Raw genomic sequence first — 16,753 nt, forward strand, 5'->3', positions numbered from 1 at the left:
TTGTGTGGCGAGGGAGGGCGGTGCAATTAATCATTAGCCATCCCCAACACAATCCGCCCACTGGAACAGGCTGCGGTGTCATTGCGGTAGGCGAAGTACAGCTTGCCGCGTTCGCGGTCGAAGCGCAGGTGCAGCTGGACCTGATCGCCGGGGCGGACCAGTTGCTGGAATTTCAGCACTTCCATGCCGACGAATCGGGGCGGCAAGTCCAGCAGTTGTCGGCCCAGGCTCATGGCCCAGTCGACCTGCACCACGCCGGGCAGTACCGGCGCGGTGGGGAAGTGGCCGCTGAAGTACGCCAGGTCAGGCGGCACGACCAGTTGCAGGTTCCATTCACCGTCGGTTTCGACTTGTTCCAGCACTTCAGGCGCTTTGGGGCGCGGCGCCATCAGCAGGGCTTCGACTTCGGCCTGGGGCAGTTTGCCCTGGGCGTTGAGCGGCAACTGCCGCAGCCAGCGCCAGCGCCGAGGCAGGGCGAGGGTTTCGCAATGCTCGCTCAGGTGCCGGCGCAGGCCTTCGGTAACGGCGCGCCGGCCCAGGTTGCGCAAGGCGTGCAGGCCGCTTTCGCTCAGCACCAGCAGTGCGCCGAGGGAGGCGCGGTTTTCCTGCACCACCCCCAGCCGCGCTTCGCTGACCCAGTCGTGGGCCACCAGCGCCTGTTCCAGCATCGGCAGGGAAATGCGTTTTTCTTCGAGTTTGACGATGCGGTCCAGCCGCCCGAGCAATTCGAAGCGTCCGTCCGCGGCGATTCGCGCCGCGTCGGCGGTGTGTTCCACATGCCCGGCTGGCAAGTAAGGCGAAGCGATCAGCAAGGCGCCGTCGCTGTCCTGGCTCAACGCGATACCGCAGAACGGTTGCCATAGCCCACCGCCCTGGCGCCAGGCGATGCCGCCGGTTTCCGAGCTGCCGAAGATCTCTGTTGGCCACTGACCCAGGCGTTGCTGCAGGCTTTGGGCAGCCTCGGCCGGCAAGGCGCCACCGGAGGAAAACACCCGGCGCACGCTGCTCAAGGCCGGCCAGTCGAGGTTGTCACCCATTCGCTTGAGCAGCGCCGGGCTGGCGACCCAGGCGAAGGCCGGGTGCTCGCGGCTGGCGCGCTGCAGGTCCTCCGGGAAGGCCAACTGCCGACGTACGAACACACGTCCGGCGCACAGTGGCCACAGCACTCGGAATAGCAGGCCGTAGATGTGCTGGGTGGCGACGCTGCCGATCATGCAGGCCGGGCCCAGGTCGGCGCCCCACAACTGCTCCAGGGCGTGGACTTCGTTACTCAACTGGCGCAGGTTTTTCTCGATGCGCTTGGGCTCGCCGCTGGAGCCGGAGGTGCACAGGCTCAGCCAGCAGTGATCGAGGTCCAGTTCGGCGGCGTCCAGCGGCGCCAGTTGCAAGTCGCCTGGATGGGTGTCACCGGGCTGGTCGGTCAGCCACAGGTCGACATCCGCCGCCCAGCGCTGGCGTGTTTGCGCTTGCAGGTCGGCCGGAAGCAAGACGCGAACCCCGGCGCGCCAGGCGCCAAGCAGGGCAATCGCCAGGTCGGCGGCATCTTCCAGGTGCACGGCCACATGCCGAACACCCCGGGCCTGGAGGCCGGCGGCCAGGCACAAGGCTGCGCCTCGCAGCTGCGAGTGATTCAGTGCCGGGTCGACTGCAACAGCGCGATCCGGCTGAGCCTCGAGCAACATCTGCTCAAGTGTTATCCAATTCATGGGCGGCCTCTTACCCGTTGTCGTATGAGCCATTCAATGGCAAACAGCAGCCCCATCAATCCGTAGGAAATCAGGCCGGTGTACAACATCCACCAGCTCAGCGGCGCCCAGAGGGTCAGGGCGGCGGCGAGCAAACCGTTACACAGGAAAAACACACTCCAGGCCACCGTGACCTGGCGGGTATACACCACTGCCTTGGCCGGTAGCTGCGGTTCGCGCAGGCGGGCCAGGCGTTCGATCACCGGCGGGCCGTATTTCAGGCTCAGGGCGAACAGCCCGAGCATGAAGGCGCTGATCAGCACGGGGTACCAGCGCAGCAAGAGTGGGCTGTCGAACAGCGCGAGCAATACGCAAAACATGATCGCCGTGGCCGCCATCCAGCGACTACCGGGCCCGCCCTTGCCAAGCAATGCCCGGGCCAGCCACAGGCTACCCAGTAGCAGGCCGAACTGCCACGGGGCGAAGTGCTCCATGCCGAAATACACCGCAAAGGGGTACAGCAGGCCCGCCAGCAGCAGGCCGAGGCCAATCAGCCGGGTCATGCGGCCGGTTGGACCAGTCGATAGACCGCCTCGACCACGTCGTTGACGGTGCGTACCGACTTGAATTCTTCGGCGGCGATTTTCTTGCCGGTCTGGCGCTTGATGTGGTCGATCAGGTCGACCGCGTCGATGCTGTCGATTTCCAGATCCTGGTACAGGTTCGATTCCAGCGTTACACGCTGAGGGTCCAGCTCGAAAAGCTCGACCAGAGCATCGCGCAGGGTGTTGAAAATATCGTCACGAGTTTGCATGGTCCGGTCTCAGGGGCGTTTTGCAGTGACGAAGGCCGCAAGGCTTGCCACATTGCTGAAATGGTTACGGGTGTCCTTGGCGTCGGCATCTATCTTGATGCCGTACTCCTTCTGGATCGCCAGGCCTAGCTCCAGGGCATCCACCGAGTCCAGGCCCAGGCCTTCGCCGAACAGGGTCTGGTGGTCGCCGATGTCGTCGATGCCGATATCCTCCAGGCCCAGGGCGTCGATGATCAGCTGTTTGATGTCACGGTGCAGATCGCTCATCTTCGGCGAGCTCCTTGATGTAATAGTGATGCAGAAAATCGTTGAGCCTGCGCGAAGCCTGGGGTGGCGGGCCGAGCGCGGCGAACGCCTGTGGGTCTATATCGGCCCCCACGCGAAAACTGAAGTGCACGCGGCGATGGGGGATGCGATACCAGGGTTCGGCCTTGGTCAGGGTGGTAGGGCTGACCTTGATGGTGACGGGGGTGAGGATTTTCGCACCGCGCAGGGCAATGGCCGCCGCGCCCCGATGAAAGGCTGGTGCATGGCCGGGTTGGGTGCGCGTACCTTCGGGAAATACGATCAGGCTCTGGCCGTCTTGCAGGGCATCGCTGGCGGCAGCGAGCATGTCCATGCTGCCGTCGTTGCTGATGTATTGGGTCGAGCGCAGCGGCCCGCGGGTAAAAGGGTTTTCCCACAGGCTTTGCTTGACCACGCAGTTGGCGTCGCGCACCAGCCCGATCAGGAACACCACGTCGATCAGCGACGGGTGGTTGGCAATGATCATCTGCCCGGGCCGACCGAGTTTTTCGGCGCCGTCGATCTGATAGGTGAGCACGCCGGTGCGGGCCATGAACCGGATAAAGAACCAGAACAGCCGTCCGACCGTACGCCGGGCCCGTTGTCGATGGGCCTGGGCATCGCCAGGCAGCCAGGCCAGCAACGGAAACACCAACACACGCAGGCACAGCCCGCCCAGCCCGAACAGGGCGAAGCTTGCGGCGGTCGCGAACAGGCGCCAGTAATAGGCGTCGCGATGTTTACCGGTCACCGGCTGCGTCGCCAGGTCCATACACGATTTTTCCAGGCATGTTGGCAGGTGGTTGCGTTGTTCAGTAGCGTACGCAACAGATCCAGGGCATGGGGCCAGTCGCTGCCGGGGATCTGGCCGATTGGCGCACAAAGGTCCAATTGCCAGTCGTTGCCCGGGGTCAGCAGCAGGCCCACCGCATAGGGAAACGGTACGTCGTCGACCCAGGGGGCATACACCTGGGGTGGTTGTTCTTCGGTGATCACCAACAGCACGGCCGGTGCACCCTCGTTCAACAGCGCGGCGGCCTCCAGCACGCCGTGTTCCAGCCCGTCACCCGTGGCGGCCAGGGCGGTCATTTCGCTGGTTTCGCCACGCATGATCGACCACAGACCGATCACTGCGTTATGCACCGACAGGCTGAACTGGGTTGGCGACAAGGGTTGGTCGGCCGCCAGGTCCTTGAGAATCTCGAACGTGCGCGGGGTTTCGCCGTGGCGGGAAATAAAGACCAACGGTAGGTCCGCTCGCCCCTCGGCCAGTGGCCAGCCGACACTGAAGGCCATCCGCGCCAGGCGGCTGAGGCGCCGGCGCTGCATGGCCGGCAGAAACGATACGTCTGGGGCGGCATCGCTGGCCGGAACTACCACCGGCTGTCGGCTCCATGCCTGCCAATCGTCCACGCTTTCGAGCCCAGGGGCCCATGCGCGCCATTGGGCGATGTTGAAATTGATCACAAAATTCACCCCACCCCTGCGGGCTTTTATTGTCACGGTTCAGTGGTTTGACCCGCGTCCAACCCTGCATGGTCTTGCGACCCAAGTGGCGCGCATTATCCCGGTGCGATTGGCTTGTAGCAAATACTGGTTACATTTTGTCCAGCAAAATGTACTGGTTGGTCCGCTTAAATGTCAGGCAGTGACATTGTCACGATCATGACGAGCATGTCTGTCGGTTGTTTCTGTCAGGTCCCAGTCGAATTGACGACTCATTGGTGGAAAAAGCCACTGATGCTGTAGTCCTTCTTCGCAGAAGGTAGCTAAGCGGTATCCCGGCCTACTACACTCGGGAATCTTTGATACACGGAGGTTTTGACATGCGGCGTGTGGTGTTCAATCAGAAAGGTGGCGTGGGCAAGTCGAGCATCGCCTGCAACCTGGCGGCGGTCAGCGCCAGCGAGGGGTATCGCACGCTGTTGGTGGATCTGGATGCCCAGGCCAACTCGACGCAATACCTGACTGGCCTGACCGGCGATGACATCCCCATGGGCATCGCCGACTTCTTCAAGCAGACCCTGTCGTCGGGGCCATTCTCGAAAAAGAACAAGGTGGATATCTACGAAACACCGTTCGATAACCTGCACGTCATTACCGCCACCGCAGAGCTGACCGATCTACAGCCCAAGCTCGAGGCGAAACACAAGATCAACAAACTGCGCAAACTGCTTGAAGAGCTGGAGGAGGACTACGACCGGATTTATCTGGACACCCCGCCGGCCCTGAACTTCTATGCAGTTTCAGCGTTGATCGCCGCCGATCGTGTGCTGATCCCCTTTGACTGTGACAGCTTTTCCCGACAGGCACTGTACGGCCTGCTGGCGGAAATAGAAGAACTCAAGGACGACCATAACGAAGGCCTGGAAGTCGAAGGCATCGTGGTCAACCAGTTCCAGGCCCGCGCCAGCCTGCCACAGCAGATCCTCGACGAATTGATTGCCGAAGGCTTGCCGGTATTGCCGGTGTACCTGAGCAGTTCGGTGCGCATGCGCGAATCCCATCAGGCCAGCCTGCCGCTGATCCACCTGGACCCGCGGCACAAGCTGACCCAGCAGTTCGTGGAGTTGCATGGGTTGCTGGAAAGCGCCTGACTCACTGGCTTGTACAACACCAATGTGGGAGCGGGCTTGCTCGCGAAGGCGGTGTGTCAGTCGACATCTATGTGTCTAGTACGCCGCATTCGCGAGCAAGCCCGCTCCCACAGGGATCCCATGGTTTCAGATGCCCTGGCTACGCAACCAGCCCATCAATTGCGGCAACGGCAGCGCCCCACTCTGGCGCGCGACTTCCCGACCGTCCTTGAACAGGATCAGGCTGGGAATCGAGCGGATCCCCAACTGCGCCGATAGTTGCTGATTGGCCTCGCTGTCGAGCTTGGCCAAGCGGCATTTACCCGCCAATTGCACAGCGGCCTGTTCGAACACGGGCGCGAAGGATTTGCAGGGCCCGCACCAATCGGCCCAGACATCCACCAACAGCGGCAGGTCGCCCTTGATCTGGCTGGCGTAGTCGCCTTGCTTGAGTTCGAACGGTTTGCTCAATAACACCTGGGCCTTGCAGCGCCCGCACTTGGGCTGATCGCCCAGGCGTTCGGCGGGGATGCGGTTGAGCCCGTTGCAGTGGGGGCAGGGGATCAGCATCAGGTCAGTCTCCAGAAAAAATCATCGATATAGATTGAACACTATATAGAAACCACCGCAAAAACCTGTGGGAGCGAGCTTGCTCGCGATTGCGGTCTACCAGTCAATGATGCATCGACTATCAGACTGCTATCGCGAGCAAGCTCGCTCCCACAGGGTCGCTTATTGCTGCCGCTTATTTAGCGTTGGTCAGCGTGTTGTAGCTGGTCATCAGGTTGCGGTAGTCCGGGATGTGGTTGGAGAACAAGGTCGCCAGCCCTTCCACATCGTTGCGCCAGTCGCGGTGCAGCTCACAAGCCAGGCCGAACCAGGTCATCAGTTGCGCACCCGAGGAAGACATGCGGTCCCAGGCCGATTGACGGGTCAGCTCGTTGAAAGTGCCGGAGGCATCGGTGACCACGAACACCTCGAAACCTTCGGCCAGGGCCGACAGTGCCGGGAAAGCCACGCAGACTTCAGTCACCACGCCGGCGATGATCAGTTGCTTCTTGCCGGTGGCCTTGATGGCCTTGACGAAATCTTCGTTGTCCCAGGCGTTGATCTGGCCGGGGCGAGCGATGTACGGCGCGTCCGGGAACAGGGTCTTGAGCTCGGGCATCAGCGGGCCGTTGGGGCCGGTTTCGAAACTGGTGGTGAGGATGGTTGGCAGCTTGAAGTATTTGGCCAGGTCGGCCAGGGCCAGCACGTTGTTCTTGAAGCGGTCCGGGTCGATGTCACGCACCAGGGACAGCAGGCCAGCCTGGTGGTCTACCAGCAGAACGGCGGCGTTATCTTTGTCGAGACGTTTGTAGGAAGTAGTCATGGCGTAGCCCTCATTAAGTTTTGGTTGCCGAAGGTCTCGGCTTGGTTAAGGTTTTTAATGTCGGTGTAGCGATTGATCGGTGACTCATCCGGTCGAAGCGCTCCGGCGTCAATCCGTGTTGCGTTTCGATGGGTGTAGATTAAAACTGGCACCTTTGATGCGCTAGACTGCAAAAATCCGCCTTAGCGTTCTATTTGGAGAACGATCATCGAAGACCTCAACACGCTTTACTACTTCACCCAGGTGGTCGAGCACGGCGGTTTCGCCGCTGCCGGCCGGGCGCTGGACATGCCCAAGTCGAAGCTCAGCCGGCGGATTGCCCAACTGGAAGAGCGCCTTGGGGTGCGGTTGATCCATCGCACCAGTCGTCATTGCTCGTTGACGGAGATCGGCCAGGCCTACTACCAGCGCTGCCTGGCGATGCGGGTCGAAGCCGAGAGCGCGGCCGAAGTGATCGAACGCAACCGCTCCGAACCCCAGGGGCTGGTGCGCATCAGTTGTCCGACGGCGCTTCTCAACAGCTGGGTTGGGCCGATGCTGACCCGCTACATGCTCAAGTTCCCGCGGGTGGAGTTGTTCATCGAGAGCACCAACCGCCGGGTCGACCTGATCCATGAGGGTTTCGACATCGCGTTGCGGGTGCGCTTTCCGCCGCTGGAAAACACCGACATGGTCATGAAAGTCCTGGGCAACAGCACCCAATGCCTGGTGGGCAGCCCGGCTTACCGCGAGCGCTTGTCTTCACCCGCCTCCCCGGCGGACCTCAACGGTTTGCCGAGCGTGCACTGGGGCGCGGCGCAGCGCGAATATCAGTGGGAATTGTTCGGCCCGGACGGCACCCGCGCGCTGATCCGCCATGAACCGCGCATGGTCACCGATGACCTGCTGGCCCTGCGTCACGCCGTGCTGGCGGGTATCGGCATCGCCCATTTGCCCGCCGTGGTGGTACGAGAAGACATCGCGGCCGGTCGGCTGGTGGAGCTGGTGCCGGGCTGGACGCCCAAGTGCGGCATCGTCCATGCGATCTTCGCCTCGCGGCGCGGGTTGCTGCCGTCGGTGCGTACGTTGATTGATTTTCTCGCCGAGGAATTCAGCCAGAGTGATATGGCGTAGCGTGGAGGCAGCATTACCACCGGATTTCCCCTGTGGGAGCGGGCTTGCTCGCGAAGAGGCCGGCACATTCGATAGAGATGCTGCCTGCCAGACCGCCTTCGCGAGCAAGCCCGCTCCCACAGGGACTCACAATCCAGGTTTTTCGAAGGACCGTTATCAAGACTGCCATTCATCAGATGCACCGCACTGAAAACGCGTCAGGCCCTCAAAAACACACACAACACCTGTTCGCAACCCAGGAGGTCCCATGAGCAATCCTCAAGACCCAACCATCCCCCAGGCACCGACCAATCCCAACGACGACGGCTTCGTCCTCGGCACCGCCGGCCGCGACGAAGACCCGAACGCCGCCCCGTCCTACGCCATCGACCGCCGCCACGACCGGGATGAGCTGACCCCCGAAGACGCCCGTGGCCTGCCCGGTTACCCCGAGAAAAAACCGTCGGCCAAACCGGCTGACAAGGACAATGCCGAAGCCGAGCCGGGGATCGAGACGCCTGAGCAGGGGAACGATAAGGTGGGGTGATCTGGGCTCACATCCGCTCACATTTTTTGCCGAAGACTTGAAGTCTTCTGTCTACTTTTCTAGTTTTATCGCAATTTGCGATAAACCGGATTTATGTTTACCTTTCCCATAGCGAAATGCGATGGGGAAAATAGAGATGAGTGCACTGATTGAACAAGTCGCCGCCCATTGGGCGTTTGTGGCGCCTTTGTTGCGCAAACCCAAGAACGAGGAGGACTACGACCGGTTGGTCGCAGCTCTCGATGAATTGTTGGAATGGGTTGGTGAAGACGAAGCCCATCCCCTGATGGGCCTGGTGGACATCATCGGTGAATGGGTCGAGGCGTGGGACCATCAACATCGGCCAATGCCCAAGGTCACTGGCGTCGAGGCGCTTCGTTACCTGATGCGTGAACATGGCATGAGCCAAAGCGACTTGCCGGGCGTCGGCACCCAGTCGGTGGTATCGGAGGTATTGAGCGGTAAGCGCCAGCTCAATTTGAGGCAGATCCGCTGGTTGGCGGAGCGGTTCAGTGTGTCGGTTGAGACCTTTATTTGATGGCTTGGCGCATTAACTGTGGCGAGGGAGCAAGCTCGCGCTCGGCTGCGAAGCAGTCGTCGCTTTTGAGGTTTTGGGGCCGCTGCGCAGCCCAGCGGGAGCAAGCTCCCTCGCCACAGGGGGATGCGCTATGTCGACTGGCGTGGTTCGACGTTGTCCAGTGCGCGGTTCGCCAATAAGCTGCTCAGTTCGATCAACTGCTGAATGCCCATGGCTACGTGCCGCCTGGAGCCTTTCAGGTCGAAGGCCAGGTCGCTGACCATGGCGTTGGCCGAGGTTAGGTTTTCGCTGAGGTTGGCGAGCAGGGTTTCGGTGTCGACGCCATTGGCGACGGTGAAGAGTTGGCTTGGATCAGCCTCGGGCTTGCTGGGTTTGGGGTTGAGGTAGTAGTCGAGGACGCGGTCAGCCGTTTCGTCGAATTCTTTTGAGTTTGCGTGGGCTGGATCGGTATCGGGTGGGTTGGGGGTTGCTTTGAACATAGATGAAACTCCTTGATGAATGGAGTCGTCACCCGTCGCTGCTAAACGAAGAGGGTGGCGGCTGTACGCGGGTTAGCAGACCAGGCATCAAGGAACCCGGCGCACCGAAGTGCCCCACGCATAGCCGCCATAATGCTGACAAGTTGATGGTGATCAACTGTTCGAATGGCGACACTGGCGTGCCTTGATGGTGTTCGAGCTGCTAAACCCGATCGCTGATTTTCAGCGACTAGGAAACGATAAAGCCCGACCCCAAGGCGCACAAGCCGGCGGATTCTGGCGCAGTTGTAGGCAACGGCGCAAGGCGGCGTAGCCTGGTCCTGAATGGTCCTACATCGGAATAAACGCGCTGATTGTTACGAGGAGTGGATTGGCTTGATGTTCAAGCGTTGGACTGAGAAGTCTGTGGTGAATTGAAGATCGCCATCGCGAGCAAGCTCGCTCCCACATTTGGGAACTGTGTGGCCGCGATATTCGCGCCAACACCCAATCCCTGTGGGGGCGAGCTTGCTCGCGATGACTGTCGTTCAGACAACCCGGAACCTGCGGCGAGGAAGGGTTACGACGAGCAACTGATCTCCAGATGCTTGCCCCATTCCGGCGGACGTTGCGCGTAGCTGTCCATGTCCGGTTGTTCTTCGAATGGGTTGCTCAGCACCGTGTGCAAGCGACGGACCTCTTCGTAGTCCCCTGACTCGGCAGCGTCGATGGCTTTCTGCGCGAGGTAGTTGCGTAGCACGTACAGCGGGTTGACGGCGTGCATGCGAGTGCGGCGCTGGTCCTGATCGACCACGCCTTCGCGGTTGACGCGGGCGATGTAAAGCTCACCCCAGGCGTCGAAGCCCTTGAGGTCGGCGAAGTCATCGCGAAGGATGGCGACGGCGTGTTCGGGGAATTGATCGCCCAGCCGGCGGAAAAACAGGCTGTAGTCGACGCCGCTGTTCTGCATCAGTTGCAGCAGACGCTCCACCAGTTTCTGGTCGTCTTCTTCGGCAAGGGTCAGGCCGAGGCGGCGGCGCATCAGGTCCAGGTAGTGAGCCTGGAACAGTGGCAAGTACAGGCCGAGGGTTTCGCGCAGGGCTTCGACGCTGATGAACGGCGTCAGGGCCTGGGCCAGGGCGCTGAGGTTCCACTGGCCGATGGGCACCTGGTTGCTGAATGAGTAGCGGCCCTGGTCATCGGAGTGGTTGCAGATGAAGTTGGCATCGAAGTCGTCGAGGAACGCGAACGGCCCGAAGTCGAAGGTGATGCCCAGGATCGACATGTTGTCGGTGTTCATCACGCCGTGGCAGAAACCGTAGGCCTGCCATTTGGCAATCAGCTCGGCGTTGCGCTCGACGATCTCGCGGAACATCGCCAGGTACGGCTCCGACTGCTCGCGGCACTCGGCGAAGTGCAGGTTCAACACGTGCTCGGCGAGGGCGGCATGCAGCTCGGGCTTCTTGGTGTAGTAGAAATATTCGAAATGGCCGAAACGCACATGGCTGGGCGCCAGGCGCAGCACCATGGCGGCGCGCTCCTGCTTTTCGCGCCACACCGGGGTGTCCGAACCGATTACGCACAAAGCGCGGGTGGTGGGGATGCCCAAGGCGTGCAGGGCTTCGGAGGCGAGGAATTCGCGGATCGAGGAACGCAGTACCGCCCGTCCGTCGCCCATCCGTGAGAAGGGCGTCTGGCCGGCACCCTTGAGGTGCAAGTCCCAGTGCTCGCCGGCCTCGTTGTACACCTCGCCCAGCAGCAACCCGCGACCATCGCCCAGTTGCGGGTTGTAGTGACCGAACTGGTGCCCCGAATACACCATCGCCCGAGGCTCGGTTTCGGCCCACAACTTGTGGCCGCCAAATATCTCGGCAAACAGCGGTGCCTGTGCTTCGCTCGGGTCCAGATCCAGCAACGCCATGGCCGCCGGGCTGGCCACCACCAGCCGTGGGTTGTCGATGGGCTCGGGCAGCACATGGGTCGAGAAGCTGTCGCCCAGGCGGGCGAAGCGGTTATCGAAGGTCAACGTTTCCAGCGTTTTCATGGCCGTCTCCGGCGCGATGCCAGCAAGGCATCCCGCGATCAGTCGAGTGTGTCTTGCGGCGGCTCGGGCACCGGCTTGATGCTGGCTACGGTCGAGGGCACGGGGGCGATGGTTTTATCGTCAGGCTCGGCGGGCACCAGTTTGTATTCCTGGCCGTGAAGGTTCTTCAGATAGATTTCCATCTGCCTGAAGGAGATGTTGATCTTCTCTTTCTTGAATTCGCGGTTGATGAAACGGTTGATCTCGTCCAGTACCGGGTTGCGGTCGCCGAGGTCGCGCACATGCATGCGCAACTCATGGTCCAGGGTGCTTTCACCGAAGTTCAGGAAATACACGATGGGCTCCGGCTCCTTCAACACCCGTGGGTTCTCGCGGGCGGCCTTGAGCAGCAGCTCGCGAACCAGATCCAGGTCCGAGCCGTAGTCCACGCCCAGCTTCAGGGTCACCCGGGTGACGGTGTCGGTCAGCGACCAGTTGATCAACTGCCCGGTGATAAAGGTTTTGTTCGGGACGATGATGTCCTTGCGGTCGAAGTCGGTGATGGTGGTCGCACGAATGCGGATCTTGCTGACCGTGCCCGACAGGTTGCCGATGGTGATGGTGTCGCCGATCCGCACCGGACGCTCGAACAGGATCATGATCCCGGAGATGAAGTTGGCGAAGATCTCCTGCATGCCGAAGCCCAGGCCCACCGACAGCGCCGCCACCAGCCATTGCAGTTTGTCCCAGCTCACGCCGAGGGTGGACAGCGTGGTGACGAAGCCGATGCCGGCAATGACATAGGACAGCAGTGTGGTGGTGGCGTAGGCGCTGCCCTGGGCCAGATTCAGCTTCGAGAGTACGAACACTTCCAGCAAGCCCGGCAGGTTGCGCGCCAGGGCGAAGGTGATGCCGATGATGATCAGCGCGCCGAGCATGTCGCCGATGCTGATGGGCACCATGCTCATGTTGGCGCCGGTGCCGCTGGTGTATTCGTAGAGGGTGATGTTGTCCAGGTACGAGAACACGCTGATCAGGTCCGACCAGACCCAATACAACGCGGCGATGAAGCCGCCCAGCAGGGCCAGGCGGATCAGGCGCAGGGACTGTTCGTTGACCTTCTCGATATCCAGTGTCGGCTCTTCGATCACCGCTTCGCCGTCGCCGGCCTCCTTGGCCGCCTGACGCTTGGCCAGCGCACGCTGATAGGCCAGGCGCCGCGCCGCGACCGAGAGGCCGCGCACGAAGGTGGCTTCGATCACCAGCCAGAACATCAGCAGGTACAGGGTGTTGATCAGCCGGTCGCTGAGTTTCAACGCGGTGTAGTAGTAGCCAAAGCACACCGCCACAAACAGCGCGATCGGCAGCGCGGTGAACATCACCCCGAGAGCCTTGCGAAACAGCGAGGTATTCTGGTGCGTCGGGCTGTTGAGCAGCAGGCGGCTGAGCAGCCACGCCATCAGGGCGTAGCAGGTCAGAACCACCGGCATGCCGAGCACGTCATCGGCCAGGGCCGAGGGTTGCAGTTCGGCCACGGCCACCACGGCCACCAGCGCCAGCACCACCAGCCCGAGACGGCGGATCCAGCCCTGCAGGAACTCGACCTGGGGTTTCTCCCAACGGAAATGCAACTCGGCCACGCCGCCGGGGGCCAGCACGCGATAGGCGGTGTAGAACACCAGCCAGGCCTGGCCGATCTGCAGCAGCGCCGCGCCGAGGTTGGCGTTCTGGCCACGGGCGTCGATTTGCAAGGCGTAGCCACACAGGGCCAGCGCCAGGGCCAACGGCATTGCCAGGAGGATATTGATCAGGATCGCCTGGGGCGTGTGCCACTGGCTGTCGCGCTTGAAGTGGCCAACGTCCTGGTGAACCTTGTTCAGCCGGGCGTAGAGACTTTTGCGCCGCCACAGCAATGCACCAATCAGCAACGCCAGGGGCAGGAACAGCAGTGGCCGTTGTGTCAGGCCATCGGCCAGTTCACTGAGGCTCGAGGCCCAGGGCAGCGAGTCGACCTGTTTGCCCAGGCGCGCTGGCACCCCACGCATCCATTCGAAATCCAGCGGCTTGTTGCTGGGAATCCAGAACATCTGCTCTTCGAGGGTCGCCCGCAGGTTCTGGGCGGTGCTGAGCAGTTGTTTCTGGTTGAGCTGCAAGGTGATGGATTCGTTGAGCACCGCGCTCAATTCGCGGTTCAGGCGTTCCAGCAAATCGACGCGGGTCAGCGCCAGTTCCAGCAAGGTCTTGCGCAGCTGCGGTGTGGCTTGCTCCGACGGTTGGGACGCCAGCAGGTTGTCGACATAGGCGCTCGGATTGTTCAGCAACTCGCGCTGTTGGCTGACTTCGAACTGGTACAGGCGGATGTCGGCGATCTGGTCGGCCAGGTTCTGGTCCAGCTTCAGGCGCGGCAGGGTCTGGCGCTGCTTGTAGAGAATCTTGGAGAGCAGCAGGCTGCCCTTGAGCACGCTGATCTGCTCGTCCAGGGCGGCGTCGGTCTGGGTGACGCTGTCCAGCAGTTGCTTGGTCTGCAGGTTCTGCTGGGTGACTTCGTTGAGACGGTCGGTGCTCTTGAGCAGGTAGTCGGAGAGCTTCAGGTTGGCCGCGCTTTCGGTCGCCAGCAAGCTGCTGCCGCCGGCCTTCTGGGCTTCGATGGATTGCTGGGTCACCGTCTCCTGGGACTGGGCCAGGCGCTTCTGGTTGATCAGGTTTTGCAGGTCCTGGATTTCCTGCTCCGTGCGGGCGATTTTTTCCATCAGCAAGTCGTGCTGGCCGTTGCCCAGATCCTGCAGTTGGCTGTTGCCGGCCAGTTCCTGGCGGCGCAGCGGAATCAGCGCATTGAGGGCCGCCAGCTCGGCGGTGAGCTGGTCGCGTTGCTCGCCACTCAGGGTCTTGCCGGCATCCCGGCCGGCCTTGAGGATGGCGTTGATCTGCTGGATGCGGGTCTGGCTGCTGGAAATTTCCGCCTGGGCCCGCTCGGGACGGGTCTGGGCGGTGATGATCAGGCTGTTGGCGTCGGCCAGGGCTTTTTGCAGGTCACCCTGCTGGGTGGAGCGTTCCGTCAGCATTTGTTCGAGCTGGGGAATCGGCAGGTTGGCGTAGCGCTGCGCCACGGGTACCAGCGTGGTGCCCTTGAGCCGCGCCAGTTCGCGCTGGTTTTCGATGTTCTGCTTGGGGGCGCTTGCCAATTGCTGCTTGAGCGCGAGCAGCTTCTGTTCGTACTCGGCCTTGCTGTTGAGCTGGGTCAGGGTGCTTTGCAGCACCGCCTGCAAGGCCTTCTGCTCGGCTTCCGGCAGTTTGCGGTCGGCAATTTTGTCCAGGCTGGCCTCTACCGAGGCGCTGGTGAGCGGTTCGGCGGCTTGCAGTGAGCAGACGGAAAGACTCAAGCCCAGCAGGGCGATGGCGAAAAAGGAGCGCAGGGTAGGCATATAGACCGGTCAAGCAAGTGAGAGTGGGAGCAGTTTAGAGGAACAAGCCGGGACCCGGGCGACTTCCTTCGGGGAATCTGACGCCCACTTTGCCGATCTTGTTCCCGTCCATGACCGCAACAGTCCACAAGGTGTTGTTCCACTCCACCTGGTCGCCGACCACTGGTGCGCCGCCGACTTTCTGAGCGATGAAGCGGCCCAGGGACATGTCGGGATCGATACCGTCGAGTTGCAGCCCATATAGCGCCGCAACCGCGGCCAGCTGGGCGTCTCCTTCGAGTACGAAGTCGCCGAAAAAGCGCAGATCCAGGCCGCGTTGCGGCGCTTGGCTGAACAGTTTTCCCAGGGCCGGCAAGTCGTGTTCATGGCCGATAACACACAGCAAATCATTGACTTCCAGTACGGTACTACCCGACGGATGGAGCAGTTGCTGGCCACGAAACAGGGCCGCGATGCGCGTGCCCTCGGGCATTTTCAGCTCTCGCAGGGGCGAGCCGATGCACCATTTTTCCGCGCCGAGGCGATAGATGAACAGCTCCCACTCGCTGGTGACGTGGACTTCCAGCGCGGCCCGGGAAATCGGCAGCGGCTCGGGCGGGACGGTAACGTGCAGCAGCTTGGCGACCCACGGCAGGCTCGTGCCCTGCACCAGTAGCGAGACCAGCACGATAAAGAACGCCAGGTTGAAATAGAGCTGGGCGTGGGGCAGGCCGGCCATCAACGGGAACACCGCGAGGATGATCGGCACCGCGCCGCGCAGGCCGACCCAGGATATGAACGCTTTCTCGCGACCATGGAAGGCCTTGAACGGTAATAGGCCGACCATGACCGACAGTGGGCGGGCAAACAGAATCATCCACAGCGCCAGGCCCAGGGCGGGCAGGGCGATGGGCAACAGGTCATGGGGCGTGACCAGCAGCCCCAGCACCAGGAACATGCCGATCTGCGCCAGCCAGGCCATGCCGTCGAGCATGTGCAGGATGCCGTGGCGGCTGCGCACGGGGCGGTTGCCGATCACCAGGCCACACAGGTACACCGCGAGGAAGCCACTGCCATGCAGGGCGTTGGTCAAGGCGAATACGGCCAGGCCGCCGCTGATGACGAGGATTGGGTAGAGGCCGTTGGCCAGATTGATGCGATTGACCAGTTGCAGCATCAGCCAGCCACCGCCCAGGCCGATCACCGCGCCAATGCCGAACTCGCGCACCAGATGCCCCAGCAGGCTCCAGTGCAAGCCGGTTTCACCACTGGCGAGCATGCCGATCAGGGTCACGGTCAGGAACACCGCCATGGGGTCGTTGCTGCCGGATTCGATCTCGAGGGTGGCGCTGACCCGTTCGTTCAGGCCCTTGCCGCCGAGCAAAGAGAACACCGCCGCGGCATCGGTCGAGCCGACGATGGCGCCGATCAGCAGGCCCTGGATCAGGTTCAGGTTGAACAGCCAGGCCGCCGCGAGGCCGGTCAGCCCGGTGGTGATCAATACGCCGACCGTGGCCAGGGACAGCGCCGGCCACAAGGCCACGCGAAAACTCGAGACTCGCGTGCGCAAGCCACCGTCCAGCAGGATGACGGCCAGGGCGAGGTTGCCGACCAGATAGGCCGTGGCGTAGTTATCGAAAAGAATACCGGCGCCGTCGACACCGGCCACCATACCCACCGCCAGGATGATCACCAGAATCGGGATGCCCAGGCGGGACGAAAGAGAACTGACCAGAATGCTCGCACCCACCAGCAACGCGCCGATCAAGAACAGGCTGTTGATGGTCGTCGCAGTCAAAGGCGTTACTCCGGGAAAACTGAAGGGCGGGCACAAACTGACCATGCAGTCTGCGTGCCAGCGATTCTAACCTGTTGAAATGTGATGCTGTCAAAAAAGGTTGGGATGAACGGTTCACATGCAGCGGATCCCAGGCGCCACAAAAGCTGGTGAGTTGATCGCCC

At 61.9% G+C, this 16,753-nt stretch carries 16 protein-coding genes; 4 read left to right on the forward strand and 12 right to left on the reverse strand.

What is annotated here, in order from left to right:
- Positions 1-26 precede the first annotated feature (26 nt).
- The 6 genes from ACWNZ1_RS18495 to ACWNZ1_RS18520 are packed head-to-tail and all read right to left on the reverse strand — an operon-like array spanning position 27 to position 4,251.
- Positions 27-1,706: an AMP-binding protein gene (locus tag ACWNZ1_RS18495; protein ID WP_135843346.1), complete on the reverse strand. Its 1,680-nt coding sequence runs from the start codon at positions 1,704-1,706 to the stop codon at positions 27-29.
- A complete protein-coding gene (locus ACWNZ1_RS18500) occupies positions 1,703-2,248 on the reverse strand; it encodes a COG4648 family protein (RefSeq protein WP_135843347.1) in 546 nt (181 codons plus the stop codon). Before ACWNZ1_RS18500 ends, ACWNZ1_RS18495 begins: the two co-directional genes overlap by 4 nt.
- Positions 2,245-2,499 (reverse strand): acyl carrier protein, encoded by a 255-nt coding sequence (locus tag ACWNZ1_RS18505; RefSeq protein WP_135843348.1) that lies wholly within the window; start codon positions 2,497-2,499, stop codon positions 2,245-2,247. Before ACWNZ1_RS18505 ends, ACWNZ1_RS18500 begins: the two co-directional genes overlap by 4 nt.
- Before the next feature lie 9 nt (positions 2,500-2,508).
- On the reverse strand, positions 2,509-2,766 hold the full coding sequence (locus ACWNZ1_RS18510; RefSeq protein ID WP_014336216.1) for a phosphopantetheine-binding protein: 258 nt from the start codon (positions 2,764-2,766) through the stop codon (positions 2,509-2,511).
- Positions 2,747-3,556, reverse strand: a complete 810-nt coding sequence (locus ACWNZ1_RS18515) for a lysophospholipid acyltransferase family protein (RefSeq protein WP_135843349.1) — start codon at positions 3,554-3,556, stop codon at positions 2,747-2,749. Before ACWNZ1_RS18515 ends, ACWNZ1_RS18510 begins: the two co-directional genes overlap by 20 nt.
- A complete protein-coding gene (locus ACWNZ1_RS18520; RefSeq protein ID WP_456027796.1) occupies positions 3,532-4,251 on the reverse strand; it encodes a beta-ketoacyl synthase chain length factor in 720 nt (239 codons plus the stop codon). The genes ACWNZ1_RS18515 and ACWNZ1_RS18520 overlap by 25 nt, the downstream gene beginning before the upstream one ends.
- 359 nt (positions 4,252-4,610) lie before the next feature.
- Between ACWNZ1_RS18520 and ACWNZ1_RS18525 the strand changes: the two genes are divergently transcribed.
- Positions 4,611-5,381, forward strand: a complete 771-nt coding sequence (locus ACWNZ1_RS18525) for a ParA family protein (RefSeq protein WP_135843351.1) — start codon at positions 4,611-4,613, stop codon at positions 5,379-5,381.
- Between the two features lie 126 nt (positions 5,382-5,507).
- On the opposite strand, the gene trxC is transcribed toward ACWNZ1_RS18525, so the two are convergent.
- Both trxC and ycaC read right to left on the reverse strand, forming a co-directional pair.
- Complete coding sequence (gene trxC, locus ACWNZ1_RS18530; RefSeq protein WP_135843352.1) at positions 5,508-5,930, reverse strand: thioredoxin TrxC; 423 nt, start codon at positions 5,928-5,930, stop codon at positions 5,508-5,510.
- Between the two features lie 175 nt (positions 5,931-6,105).
- A complete protein-coding gene (ycaC, locus tag ACWNZ1_RS18535) occupies positions 6,106-6,732 on the reverse strand; it encodes an isochorismate family cysteine hydrolase YcaC (RefSeq protein WP_135843353.1) in 627 nt (208 codons plus the stop codon).
- A 207-nt stretch (positions 6,733-6,939) separates the two neighbouring features.
- On the opposite strand from ycaC, the gene ACWNZ1_RS18540 reads away from it, so the two are divergent.
- The 3 genes from ACWNZ1_RS18540 to ACWNZ1_RS18550 all read left to right on the forward strand — a co-directional run bounded on the left by ACWNZ1_RS18540 (position 6,940) and on the right by ACWNZ1_RS18550 (position 8,909).
- The gene (locus ACWNZ1_RS18540; RefSeq protein ID WP_202879090.1) at positions 6,940-7,845 is read left to right on the forward strand and encodes a LysR family transcriptional regulator; all 906 of its coding nucleotides are present in this window, start codon (positions 6,940-6,942) and stop codon (positions 7,843-7,845) included.
- Between the two features lie 247 nt (positions 7,846-8,092).
- Positions 8,093-8,371: a hypothetical protein gene (locus tag ACWNZ1_RS18545; protein ID WP_256454127.1), complete on the forward strand. Its 279-nt coding sequence runs from the start codon at positions 8,093-8,095 to the stop codon at positions 8,369-8,371.
- A 136-nt stretch (positions 8,372-8,507) separates the two neighbouring features.
- Positions 8,508-8,909: a helix-turn-helix domain-containing protein gene (locus ACWNZ1_RS18550; protein ID WP_256454128.1), complete on the forward strand. Its 402-nt coding sequence runs from the start codon at positions 8,508-8,510 to the stop codon at positions 8,907-8,909.
- Positions 8,910-9,037: 128 nt separating this feature from the next.
- Here the strand turns inward: ACWNZ1_RS18550 and ACWNZ1_RS18555 are convergent, their stop codons facing one another.
- The 4 genes from ACWNZ1_RS18555 to ACWNZ1_RS18570 form a co-directional block, all read right to left on the reverse strand.
- Positions 9,038-9,388 carry a DUF6124 family protein gene (locus ACWNZ1_RS18555; RefSeq protein WP_256454129.1) on the reverse strand — a complete coding sequence of 117 codons (351 nt, stop codon included), beginning with the start codon at positions 9,386-9,388 and terminating at the stop codon, positions 9,038-9,040.
- 559 nt (positions 9,389-9,947) lie between these two features.
- Entirely contained in the window at positions 9,948-11,411 is a 1,464-nt protein-coding gene (selO, locus tag ACWNZ1_RS18560) for a protein adenylyltransferase SelO (protein ID WP_256454130.1), read from the reverse strand.
- Between the two features lie 38 nt (positions 11,412-11,449).
- Positions 11,450-14,812, reverse strand: coding sequence for a mechanosensitive channel MscK (gene mscK / locus ACWNZ1_RS18565; protein ID WP_135843356.1), 3,363 nt, complete (start codon positions 14,810-14,812; stop codon positions 11,450-11,452).
- Between the two features lie 34 nt (positions 14,813-14,846).
- Positions 14,847-16,589: a potassium/proton antiporter gene (locus tag ACWNZ1_RS18570; protein ID WP_135843357.1), complete on the reverse strand. Its 1,743-nt coding sequence runs from the start codon at positions 16,587-16,589 to the stop codon at positions 14,847-14,849.
- Positions 16,590-16,753: the final 164 nt, after the last annotated feature.

The organism is Pseudomonas sp. CFBP 5748, assembly GCF_053850495.1.